Origin of the sequence: Coprococcus sp. RTP21428st1_C9_RTP21428_210409 (genome assembly GCF_040227395.1) — a bacterium.
Lineage (GTDB): Bacteria > Bacillota > Clostridia > Lachnospirales > Lachnospiraceae > Coprococcus > Coprococcus aceti.
Window position 1 is genome coordinate 19,851 of sequence record NZ_JBEHVV010000005.1, and the last position, 11,996, is coordinate 31,846.

The window sequence follows — 11,996 nt, forward strand, 5'->3', positions numbered from 1 at the left end:
TATCTTCTATTGTTATTTATCCAGATCGTTCTCAATAAGGTTGACTGATACGAGGGTAGATACACCCTTCTCCTGCATGGTTATACCGTACAGGATATCAGCAGCCTCCATGGTTCCCTTTCTGTGTGATATAACTATGAACTGCGTATCCTTTGTAAGCCTGTTGAGATACTGTGCAAATCTTCTTACGTTTGAGTCGTCAAGAGCCGCCTCTATCTCGTCCAGCAGACAGAAAGGTGATGGCTTCAGACTCTGAATTGCAAATAACAGTGCTATGGCGGTGAGGGACTTCTCTCCACCTGACAACTGCATCATATTCTGGAGCTTCTTTCCAGGTGGCTGTGCTATGATCCTGATACCTGTTTCAAGAAGATCCTCGGTATCAACCAGCTCAAGTGCACCACGTCCACCACCGAACAGCTCCTTGAATACCTTGTCGAACATGACCTGTATCTCCTTGAACTTCTCGGCAAACTGCTCCTGCATTGATTTTTCAAGCTCCGCAATGATATTTACAAGGTTGGTCTCCGCACTGACTATATCGTCATGCTGTCCCTTGAGAAATTCGTATCTCTCAGAGACTTCCTTGTAGTCATCTATGGCATTGACGTTGACATCTCCAAGGGATTTGATCTTGGCCTTTACTGCAACGATCTCCTTCTTTAGTGCCGGCAGTTCAGGAAGATTATCGTCCTTGAGTTCCTGGGCACTGCTGTATGTAAGCTCATACTCCTCCCACATATAGTTGCTGAGTTCGTCTGCTTTCTCAGTGTTCTTCTCGATTACCGATGTGAGCTTGTATGAGTCCTTCTCGAGTCCTGCAATCTTTTCGGAAAGTTCTTCTCGTCTGGCAAAGAATTCCTTGTGGCTCTGCTGTAATTCCTCTCTCTTGACTGAGAATTCGTTTACCTTGTCCTCGTTGTCAGCGATACTTCCGGTTCTGCTTGCGATATCTGTCTTTATAGCAGCTATCCTGTCTTCCAGCTCTGTGATCTCACTGAATGATGACTCCACGCGGCTTGTAAAGCCCTCAAGTTCTTCCTTGTATTTTTCGATATCCATATTTATTCTTCGGATATTTTCTACAATGAAGTCCTCTTTCTGCTTGACGGAATTAAACTTAATCATAAGCTCAGATACCCTTGCGTTTGCAGCGGTGAGCTTATCCTTGTTCTCCTGTCCCTGTCCCTCAAGTTCTTCCACTCTTGCCTCAGCTTCAAGCCTCATGGCTTCATGCTTTTTGTTGTTGTCGGCAAGAGAATCCTTATTGTTGTTTATCTCCGTTATCTGATTATTGAGCTCTGCTACCTCTTTCTCGATCGAGACAAATACTCTTTCAGATTCGGCAAGTTTTTCTTTGACCTGGTCAATACTCATGGTCAGAGTATTCTTTTTCAGATATGCCTGCTGCAGTTCGGAGTTGTATTTGTCTATATCCTGTCTGAGCTGATCTCTTGAAGTCTTAAGTTGTGCGTCGAGAGCCGCAGCCTTTGACGCTGTTGATTTCAGGTTATCGATTTGCTCCTTGAGTTCATCCAGTTCTCTCTTTCTTCCGAGAAGGTTACTGGAATTCCTGAATGCACCTCCGGTCATTGATCCGCCCGGATTTATCAGTTCTCCCTCTATGGTGACAAGTCTGAGCGACTGATTGTTCTTACGCGCTACCGCCAGGGCATTATCGATATTGTCGACAACTATGATCCTGCCTAAAAGGTTCTTTACCAGCGTGTTGAATTTGGAATCGACCTCAACAAGATCTGATGCAACTCCTATGACTCCTTTTTCCCTGAGCACATCATTTCTGACGGAACCGCGGTCTGTTATGGTGTTAAGCGGAAGAAATGTTGCACGTCCGAGTCTGTTGGTCTTCAGATATGAGATCATTCTCTTGGCAGTGGCATCGTCCTCAGTGACAATGTTCTGTATACTTCCGCCAAGGGCAGTCTCCACAGCGACCTCGTACTTCTGATTTACCGTGATTATGTCCGCAACAACGCCTATTATGCCCGGATTCCACTGTTTCTGTTCCATGACTCGTCTGATACTGTTGCCGTATCCGTCGTATCTCTCAGTTATATTTCTGAGAGCCTCCATCTTGGACTCTGTGGCCGAAAGCTTCTCGTTGGTGTTGTGGATCAGCTCACGGTTAGTTTTGTTTCTATTCTGATTCTGGGCAAGCTGATCGGTTGCACTGTCCAATCCCGCGAGAATGACCTTTACTCCCGCCTCAAGTTCGGCAAGCTGTGATGACAGTGACTCATATTCCTTCTTGTCCCCGGCATCGTCGCTCTTAAACTGCAGAAGTCTCTGGTTGAGCTGTGTCTTTCTAAAGTTGATATTCTCCAGCATGGCGTCATATCTTCCGACCTTTGCCTGGAGATTACCGCTCTCATGCATATATTCTATGATGTCAGCCTTGCAGCTCTCAATCTCCTGCTGGCAGGTCTCTATGTAGGAGGTCATGTCGGAGCTTTCCTTCTGGGCTGTTTTAAGTGCCTGTTCAACTTCTGAGATAGAGTCATCCAGTTCATCTTTCTGGGATGTGTAATCTGCGAGTTCTTCCTCGCCGGACTCGATCTGGCTGTTGATTCGGTCTATCTGATCATGTATGTTCTGATCGTTCATTTTGAGTGTGATTATCTGCTGGTTGATAACATTTATCTCACCTTCAGCACGCTCTTTTGCAAGCCTGTTCTCATGAATCTCGTTTTTAGATGACTCAATTATGGAATTGAGCTGCTCTATAGCAGTCTCTATCTGGTCGTATTCTTCCTTTGTCTGTTCATACGCCTGCTTGCTCTCATCTATATCATCGTTTACGATAGTGAGCCTGTTCTGATCTTCCTCGAGAGCTGTTTTAAGTTTCTCTGTCTCGAGAAGGAATGCATTCACATCGAGTTTTTTTAATTCATTTTTAAATGCCAGGTATTTCCTTGCGGTCTCAGACTGCTCCTTGAGTGGTCCGACCTGTTTTTCAAGCTCCTTGAGAATGTCGTTGACACGGCTGAGATTGTCCCTCTCTGCTTCAAGTGATTTCTCCGCAGCAGCCTTGTTCTTCTTGAACTTTACGATTCCGGCAGCCTCGTCAAAAAGCTCTCGTCTCTCCTCAGGTTTACCATTGAGGATCTTCTCGATCTGGCCCTGTCCGATGATTGAATAACCCTCCTTACCGATACCGGTGTCAAAGAAGAGAGAATATACATCCTTCAGTCTGCTGACAGTACCGTTAATCAGATATTCAGACTCTCCTGATCTGTATACTCGTCTTGCAACTGTGACTTCATTATAATCTATAGGAAGGCTGTGATCGCTGTTGTCAAGAGTTATGGCAACATATGCGGAGCCCTGCGGCTTTCTGAGCTGTGTTCCCGAGAAAATGACATCCTCCATCTTGGAACCACGGAGACTCTTGGCACTCTGTTCACCCAGAACCCATCTCACTGCATCCGCTACATTGCTCTTACCCGAACCATTAGGTCCAACGATACAGGTTATTCCGTGATTGAATTTGAATACTATCTTGTTTGCAAATGACTTGAAGCCATTTACCTCTATACTCTTTAAATACATAAATTAATCCTGCTTTTTTCTTAATTGTAACAATGTTTTGTATGCAGCCATCTGTTCGGAGTTTTTTCTGTTTGAACCCTCACCTCTGGCTGTAGCCTGGCCATCTATCATGGCATCCGATACAAATATCTTGTTATGTTCAGGCCCCTTCTCCTCTATGAGCTCATACTTTAATTCTTTTCCATTCTTCTGGCAGAATTCCTGAAGGGTTGACTTTGCATCGTAGAACAATGATTTTGTCTCAACGTCATCCAGCAGGAACTGATGGACAAACTTCTTGGCGACATCCATTCCGCCATCAAGATACATCGCACCGAGAACGGATTCAAAGAGATCACACAGAATGGATTTCCTTGTCCTTCCGCCTGTCTGGGCTTCACCCTTGCTAAGAAGGACAAATTTGCCATATCCAAGACTCTCGGATATCTGTGAAAGAGTAAATTCGCATACAAGACTTGCCCTCAGCTTTGTGAGTTTTCCCTCCTCATATTCTCTCTTCTTGCGGAAGAGATAGTCACTCACAATATACTCAAGGATGGCATCCCCGAGAAACTCAAGTCTCTCATATGACTCAGTTTTATTAACCTTAAGCTCATTTGCAAATGACGTGTGTGTCAGAGCCGTTATCAGAAGTCTTATATCCTTGAATTCGTATCCTATTCTTTTTTCAAGCTCACCATAATCCTTCTTCATTATGCCTGCTCCTCACTCAGCTTTTCAGCAATCTTGGCGTTTACTCCGGTCTCACTGAAGTTGATGCACTGGAATATTGCACTCTTAACTTCTTCGTTGTGTGAGTTGCCGTGGATCTTTACTACGAGTCCCTTAAGTCCAAGAAGAGGTGCTCCACCCTTTGTCTTGGCGTTGAATCTCTCCTTGAGCTCTCCGAGGGAATCCTTTATAAGTGCACCGCCGATCTTTGACTTGAATGAAGACATGACCGCTTTCTTGATCTCTCCAAGCAGCATTTTTGCAAGTCCCTCGTACAGCTTGAGGATAACATTTCCCACAAATGCTTCACATACGATGACATCTGCAGCACCATTTGGAATCTCACGAGCTTCTATACTTCCAACAAAATTGATGTCCTTACATTCCTTGAGCAGTGGGTATGTCTCCTTTACGAGGGCGTTACCCTTCTCCTCCTCGTCACCAATATTGACGATGGCTACTCTTGGCTTCTCGATCTTCTCGATGTTCTCCATATATATGGAACCCATCTTTGCAAACTGAAGCAGATGCTCAGGTCTCGCATCTACATTAGCACCGCAGTCAATAAGAAGTGAATATCCCTTGGTCGTAGGGATGAGTGGTGCCAGAGGTGATCTCTTCACACCTTTGGATCTTCCGACGATAAGCTGTCCTCCTGCAAGGATGGCTCCTGAGCTTCCGGCTGAGATTATTGCGTCAGCCTCTCCACTTTTTACCATATTCATTCCAACTGTAAGTGATGAGTCTTTCTTGCTTCTGATTGCCTGAACAGGTGCATCGTGACATGTGATCTCCTCAGTACAGTTCTTTATCTCTATCTTGGAGGTGTCATATGTGTATTTTGCAAGCTCACCCTTTATGACAGCCTCTTTTCCAGTGAGAATTATATGAGCCTTTGCCCCTTCGTTCACAGCTTCTACAGCACCTCTTATGATCCACTCCGGTGCATAATCTCCGCCCATAGCATCTACTACAATTCTTGTATCGCCCATATCAAAACTCTCCTATCTTACGTGTATTATGGGATATCCCACCATATAATTATTTTTAGGTGCAAACGCACAAGGTCATTATATATTTCTGAATTGTCAAAGTCAAATATTTCAGTACAAATATACAAACCGCCATGTATATATGTGCACGAAAAAAGACCTTCCTTATTATAAAAATAAGAAAGGTCTTGTTTATTCTACTACTCAAATACCGAGTGAGAACTGGAAATTACTCAGCAACTGAGATAATCTCTTTCTTGTTGTATGAACCGCAGTTCTTACAAACTCTGTGTGGAACCATTAACTCGCCACACTTGCTGCACTTAACTAATGCTGGTGCAGACATCTTCCAGTTAGCTCTTCTCTTATCTCTTCTAGCCTTTGAGCTCTTATTCTTTGGACAAATTGACATTATTCACACCTCCTCAATTCTTTAAGATGTCATTAAAAACTGATAATCTCGGATCAGGAACAAAATCATCACAGTTACATGTACCATGATTTAGATTCGTTCCACACACCTTACAGAGTCCCTTGCAGTCATCCCTGCACAGAATCTGTATTGGAACTAAACCCATCAGTTCCTTTTTCAACAGTGCGTCCATATCGATATTACAGTCTTCAAAATAGCTTAACTCATCTATCTCATCTACCTTATCAGAATCCAAAACGGAAGTATCAATAACTGTGTCGATATCTATATGGAAAGTTCTCTCAAACTCCTCCAGACATCTGTCACACACAAGCTCCATGACAACATCAGTGCTTCCGGTAACCTTGACTCTGTTCTTGCCGTCATTCGACAGATTCAGTTGAAAATCATCTGCCTGTCCAATCCGGTAGTCCATTCCCTTAAACTGGAAACTATCAAAGTCTACATGTACTTCAACGCTTTTAGTCAATCCCTCAGTGGATAAAATCTCAGATAAATCAATTAACATAATATCTCCTAAAAATCGCACATCTGCTATTATACATATACAGATATTTATTGTCAACAAAATATTGCAAAATTTTTATACAATTCCGTCAACTGAATCCTGTCGTTATACAGAAGACTTATTTTGTAACAAGCTCTACAGTCTCTCTTGCAATGGCAAGCTCTTCGTTTGTAGGAACTACCCATACCTGAACCTTTGAAGCGTCAGTGGATATCTTCTGCTCTTCGCCGCGGATCTCGTTCTTCGTCTCATCTATATCGATACCCATGAATGAAAGATCCATTGTTGAAACTCTTCTTACATATGGATTGTTCTCTCCGATTCCTGCCGTAAACGCTATCGCATCAAGACCTCCCATTGCGGCTGCATATGCTCCAATATATTTCTTGACACTGTAGCAGAATACATCGAGAGCAAGACGGCATCTGTCATTGCCTTCCTTCATGCCGGCGTCAAGATCTCTGAAATCACTTGATACGCCTGAAAGTCCTGATACACCTGACTTCTTATTAAGAATAGTTGTTATCTCCTCAACGCTCTTGCCCTCTTTTCCGGCAATGAACTCAAGAATCGCAGGATCTATATCACCGCTTCTTGTGCCCATAGGAAGACCTGCAAGAGGTGTGAGTCCCATGGAAGTGTCCACTGACTTACCGCCGTCAACTGCTGTGATACTTGATCCGTTTCCAAGGTGGCATACGATAAGCTTGGTATCTTTGATATCCCTGCCTATAAGCTCTGCCAGTCTCTTGGATACAAAGCTGTGGCTTGTTCCGTGGAAACCGTATCTTCTTATCTTATAATTCTCGTAATATTCGTAAGGTATTGCATATGTATATGCTTTATCAGGCATGGTCTGGTGGAACGCTGTATCAAATACCGCAACCATAGGAACACCCGGCATATGTGCCTGACATGCTCTGATTCCAATGAGGTTGGCAGGGTTGTGAAGTGGTGCAAGATCATTACACTCTTCTATGGCCGCCATTACTTCGTCTGTTATAACTACTGAATTCGCAAACTTCTCACCACCGTGAACTATTCTGTGTCCAACAGCGTCGATCTCTGACAGTGAAGCGATAGCTCCCTTATCTGTATCAAGAAGAGCGTCAAGAACAAATTTTACAGCAGCATTGTGATCCGGCATAGCGGCATCCACTGTATACTTATCCTTACCCATGGTCTGATGTGTGAGCTTTCCGTCGATACCGATCCTCTCACACAGTCCTTTTGCTATAACAGCCTCTGTATCAGAATCAATAAGCTGATACTTCAGTGATGAACTACCACAATTAATTACAAGAACCTTCATTTCAATCCTCCTGCACAACTTATGTGTAAATAAATCATCTTTAAAAATTATCTTTTACTATCTCTCTTTTGGAGTTACCTTCATTCTGCCGTCCTCCTGAGCCTGAGCCTGGATAGCTGTTATGGCAACAACTCCAACTATATCGTCTGCAACACAGCCTCTTGACAGGTCGTTTACAGGCTTTGCAATACCCTGTGTAACAGGACCATATGCATCAGCCTTTGCGAGTCTCTGTACAAGCTTGTATCCGATGTTCGCTGCATCAAGATCAGGGAACACAAGAACATTCGCTTGTCCTGCGACCTTGCTTCCAGGTGCCTTTGATGCTGCAACCTCAGGAACGAGTGCTGCATCTGACTGAAGCTCACCATCACACAGAAGGTCAGGAAACTCAGCGTTAACGATCTCTGTAGCTTCAATAACCTTGTCAACGTCAGGATGCTTTGCGCTTCCCTTTGTTGAATGTGACAGCATAGCCACAACAGGTGTCTCATCAACCAGAAGTTCAAATGACTTCGCTGACTGCTCTGCGATATCTGCAAGCTCTGACGCTGACGGGCTCTGATTGAGTCCTGCATCTGCAAATACAAATGTTCCGTTGGCACCATACTGACAATCTGGAACTACAACCAGGAAGAATGCTGATACGATTCTTGTTCCCGGAGCAGTCTTCAGTGTCTGAAGTGCTGCACGGAGCACATCTGCTGATGCATTGATCGCACCGGCAACCATACCGTCTGCATCATCCTGCTTAACCATCATACATCCAAAATATAATGGGTTTGTTAAAAGCAGTTCCTTGGCTCTTGCCTCGGTCATGCCCTTCTTTCTTCTCATCTCTACAAAAGCATCCACGTATTCATCAAATTTCTCATAATTCTTAGGGTCAACAAATGATGCTCCGCTGAGATCGATATCACCAGCTCTGCTCATGATATCTTCCTTGTCTCCAACCAGGATAATGTTCGCAATGCCCTCTGCCAATACCTTGCCGGCTGCCTCGATTGTTCTCATGTCTGATGTCTCAGGCAGTACGATAGTTTTCTTATTCTGTTTGGCTTTTTCTTTTAACTGATCAATAAACTTCATGTTTATTTCCCCCTTTGAAATAATGAAAACACACATAGTTAAAGTTTAACTCATTGCCCCATTATTCTCAATAGAAATAGCCAAAAAAATTGTCTTTTTATCCGTACAATCCGTGATAATAACTAAAAAAATCTAACACTCAATTCCCATCGCCAGCTTAAGCTGGTTTCTCAATTTTTCTAAATTACCTGAATTGTCTATCTTTTTTGAACAATTTTTCTCGTAATAGCTATCAGGCTCCTGCGAAGCGATGACTTTTCTTGCTTTTTCATCGGTAAATCCGCGATAAGCACACAAACGTTCAATTCGTTTTGAAACGTCTGCATAGACATACCACATCTCATCGCAGATGTCCAAATACCCATCCTGGATAAGCAGTGCAGCTTCAAGAACGTATAGTCTGCATCCTGACTTTTTCTGCTCCTCCATGGATTCAAGAATGGCCTTTTTTACATTTGGGTGGGTTATGGAATTGAGGATATCGAGCTGCTTCTGATCGCTGAAAACGACCGCTGAAAGCTTTGCTCTGTCGATTCTGCTGTCTTCATCAAGAATATCTCTTCCAAAGTGTTCCACTATGTCATTGTATGATATCTGTCCCGGTTCCATGAGTCTGTGAGCCAGAGCGTCGGCCTCCATAATGAATGCTCCGTAGTCTCGCTGCATTATATCAAGCACAGCAGTTTTTCCAGAACCGATACCACCAGTTATTCCTATGATCTTCATATTATTTTGCCTCATACCAGTTATTTCCTGATGCAACACCCACCTCAAGAGGTACGGTCATATCTGCGGCATGCATCATCTCATCAACGAGAAGCTTCTTCACTATGTCTACTTCATCCTCGGCAGCCTCTATAAGAAGCTCATCGTGTATCTGCAGGATAAGCTGTGACTTCAGTCCGAGCTCCTTGAGCTTCATGTTAACTCTCACCATGGCGATCTTGATTATGTCCGCAGCGGTTCCCTGTATAGGCGAATTCATGGCAACCCTCTCGCCAAAACTCCTCTGCATAAAGTTGGATGACTTCAGCTCAGGGATAGGCCTGATCCTTCCGAACATGGTCGTCACATAGCCTTTTTCCTTTGCGTGGGCTACCTGTTCATCCAAATACGCTTTTATACTCTTATAGGTGTCGTAATACTTTGCAATGAAATCTGAAGCCTCTTTTCTGGATATACCCAAATCCTCACTCAGACCAAATGCGCTGATTCCGTACACGATTCCGAAGTTGACTGCCTTGGCATGCCGTCTCTGAAGAGATGTAACCTCATCGATAGGAACCTCAAACACCTCAGATGCCGTAGTGGCATGAATATCCACGTTATTCAGAAAGGCATTCTTCATAACCTCATCTCCCGACAGATGGGCAAGTACACGAAGCTCTACCTGTGAGTAATCGGCATCTACAAATATATATCCCTCCTTAGGGATAAATGCCTTTCTGATAAGTCTTCCGAGTTCCAGCTTCATAGGTATATTCTGAAGGTTAGGCTCTGTTGAGCTTATTCTTCCGGTTGCCGTGATAGTCTGGTTAAAGGTTCCGTGAATACGTCCGTCATCCGATATATAGTTCACAAGTCCCACTGCGTATGTGGAATTGAGTTTTGTGAGCTGTCTGTATTCCAGAATATCTCCGATGATAGGATGTTCGTTTTTGACCTTTTCAAGTACATCCACACTTGTTGAGTAGCCCGTCTTGGTCTTTTTGCCGCCCGGTATGCCCATATCTTCAAAAAGGATAGGTCCAAGCTGCTTCGGAGAATTGATATTGAACTCTTTTCCTGCGTAACCGATTATCGAATCGTGAAGCTCCTGAATCCTCTTCTCAAGCTTTTTGCTGTATTCCTCAAGCTCTGCCTTATCGACTCTTATTCCGCGTTTTTCCATGTCGTATAAGGTGTAAACGGTAGGGAGCTCAACCTTATTGTACAATTCAAGCATGCCTTCTTTGGCAAGCTTATCCATGACGATATCCTTTGCAAGGAGCGGAACGACCGCCTTGTACGAAAATACTTCAAGGAAATTATCACTTATAAATGTAAATATATTCAATTCATCTTTGCCGATGAGTTCCTTCTCAGAAGGAAGTATGTTGCCAAGATATTCCTTTGCGACATCATCGTAATCGTATGAATCCTCCATCGGATTGAGGAGATATGCTGCCACTCCTATATCAAGTACATTTGTGTCACATTCATGAAAATCTACATATTTCAGCGCGCTCTTAAGATCCTCCATGCATATGATGATTCCGGCATTCTTCAGATCGTATATAAATTTGACTGCCTCATCAGGATCTATACCCGATGAACAGTTTATCACGTACACATCCTTTGAATCACAGGCAACGGCTATGCCGAGCATCATGTCATCACTGTGGGCAACGTATACACCGACAGCTCCTGATTTCTTTGCAGCATCCTCGATATGAGCAAAGTCGGCTGTAGAATTTACCACTGTTATATCCGGTTTCAGTTCACTTACAGTCTGCTGGTTGTCAAACTTCTTTAAGAGACTCTTGAATTCCAGTCTTTTGAAAATGTTGTATGAATTGTCATTAAACGCATTCTCATATGTGGTATCCTCAAGCTTGAAATCCAGTTCACAGTCAAGCTTGATCGCTGCAAGCTCTCTGGACATTATTGCCTGTTCTGAGAACTCCGCAAGATTTTTCTGGGCTTTAGGAGGCTTGATCTCGTCTATATGTTCAAGAGCTCCTGCCACAGATCCCCACTGCTGAATGATCTTTGAGGCGGTCTTTTCACCTATTCCAGGAACCCCCGGGATGTTATCTGACGTATCACCCATAAGTCCCTTCATATCTATAAACTGGACTGGGGTAACTCCATAGAGATCCTTCACATCGTCTGCGTAATAGTTCTCTATCGTGGTTCCGCCTGCTTTTGTCTTCGGAATACGGACGAGGATATTGTCTGTTGCAAGCTGAAGAAGATCCCTGTCACCCGATACTATCACGACTTTGTATCCGGCAGAATCTGCAACTCTTGACAATGTTCCTATAATGTCATCAGCCTCATAACCACCCTTCTCAACTATGGTGACGTTCATCGCTGTCAAGACTTCTTTTATGAGTGGTACCTGCTCCCGCAGTTCATCCGGCATAGGCTTTCTTGTGCCCTTATACTCTTTGTACACAAGATGTCTGAATGTAGGCTGTTTAACGTCAAATGCCACGCATACATTTGTCGGATTCTCTTCGTCGATTATCTTGAATATAATATTAAGAAAACCGAGGACAGCATTCGTGTGAAGTCCCTCATAGTTGGTGAGATCCGGAAGCCCGTAAAAAGCTCTGTTAAGTATGCTGTGTCCATCTATTATCAATATCTTTTTACCTGTATCTGGCATGAAAACCT

At 43.6% G+C, this 11,996-nt stretch carries 9 protein-coding genes; all 9 read right to left on the minus strand.

Annotation, left to right across the window (positions count from 1 at the left end; translation table 11 throughout):
• Positions 1–12 precede the first annotated feature (12 nt).
• Positions 13–3,570, minus strand: a complete 3,558-nt coding sequence (gene smc, locus ABUA34_RS02015) for a chromosome segregation protein SMC (protein WP_349822774.1) — start codon at positions 3,568–3,570, stop codon at positions 13–15.
• 3 nt (positions 3,571–3,573) lie between these two features.
• Positions 3,574–4,263, minus strand: coding sequence for a ribonuclease III (gene rnc, locus ABUA34_RS02020; protein ID WP_022216448.1), 690 nt, complete (start codon positions 4,261–4,263; stop codon positions 3,574–3,576).
• A complete protein-coding gene (gene plsX, locus ABUA34_RS02025) occupies positions 4,263–5,273 on the minus strand; it encodes a phosphate acyltransferase PlsX (protein WP_022216447.1) in 1,011 nt (336 codons plus the stop codon). The genes rnc and plsX overlap by 1 nt, the downstream gene beginning before the upstream one ends.
• 229 nt (positions 5,274–5,502) lie before the next feature.
• Positions 5,503–5,685, minus strand: a complete 183-nt coding sequence (gene rpmF / locus ABUA34_RS02030) for a 50S ribosomal protein L32 (RefSeq protein ID WP_004850916.1) — start codon at positions 5,683–5,685, stop codon at positions 5,503–5,505.
• Positions 5,686–5,698: 13 nt separating this feature from the next.
• A complete protein-coding gene (locus ABUA34_RS02035) occupies positions 5,699–6,214 on the minus strand; it encodes a YceD family protein (RefSeq protein WP_015534953.1) in 516 nt (171 codons plus the stop codon).
• A 118-nt stretch (positions 6,215–6,332) separates the two neighbouring features.
• Positions 6,333–7,526: an acetate/propionate family kinase gene (locus tag ABUA34_RS02040; RefSeq protein WP_117548948.1), complete on the minus strand. Its 1,194-nt coding sequence runs from the start codon at positions 7,524–7,526 to the stop codon at positions 6,333–6,335.
• 57 nt (positions 7,527–7,583) lie between these two features.
• The gene (gene pta, locus ABUA34_RS02045; RefSeq protein ID WP_015534954.1) at positions 7,584–8,615 is read right to left on the minus strand and encodes a phosphate acetyltransferase; all 1,032 of its coding nucleotides are present in this window, start codon (positions 8,613–8,615) and stop codon (positions 7,584–7,586) included.
• Positions 8,616–8,747: 132 nt separating this feature from the next.
• Complete coding sequence (coaE, locus tag ABUA34_RS02050; RefSeq protein ID WP_015534955.1) at positions 8,748–9,341, minus strand: dephospho-CoA kinase; 594 nt, start codon at positions 9,339–9,341, stop codon at positions 8,748–8,750.
• Between the two features lies 1 nt (position 9,342).
• On the minus strand, positions 9,343–11,988 hold the full coding sequence (gene polA, locus ABUA34_RS02055; protein ID WP_349822775.1) for a DNA polymerase I: 2,646 nt from the start codon (positions 11,986–11,988) through the stop codon (positions 9,343–9,345).
• Positions 11,989–11,996: the final 8 nt, after the last annotated feature.

Coding starts and splice junctions, on each gene's coding strand:
- ABUA34_RS02035 (WP_015534953.1), bottom strand. CDS start 6,214: ATGTTAATTGATTTATCTGAGATTTTATCCACTGAGGGATTGACTAAA.
- plsX (WP_022216447.1), bottom strand. CDS start 5,273: ATGGGCGATACAAGAATTGTAGTAGATGCTATGGGCGGAGATTATGCA.
- pta (WP_015534954.1), bottom strand. CDS start 8,615: ATGAAGTTTATTGATCAGTTAAAAGAAAAAGCCAAACAGAATAAGAAA.
- polA (WP_349822775.1), bottom strand. CDS start 11,988: ATGCCAGATACAGGTAAAAAGATATTGATAATAGATGGACACAGCATA.
- ABUA34_RS02040 (WP_117548948.1), bottom strand. CDS start 7,526: ATGAAGGTTCTTGTAATTAATTGTGGTAGTTCATCACTGAAGTATCAG.
- rpmF (WP_004850916.1), bottom strand. CDS start 5,685: ATGTCAATTTGTCCAAAGAATAAGAGCTCAAAGGCTAGAAGAGATAAG.
- smc (WP_349822774.1), bottom strand. CDS start 3,570: ATGTATTTAAAGAGTATAGAGGTAAATGGCTTCAAGTCATTTGCAAAC.
- rnc (WP_022216448.1), bottom strand. CDS start 4,263: ATGAAGAAGGATTATGGTGAGCTTGAAAAAAGAATAGGATACGAATTC.
- coaE (WP_015534955.1), bottom strand. CDS start 9,341: ATGAAGATCATAGGAATAACTGGTGGTATCGGTTCTGGAAAAACTGCT.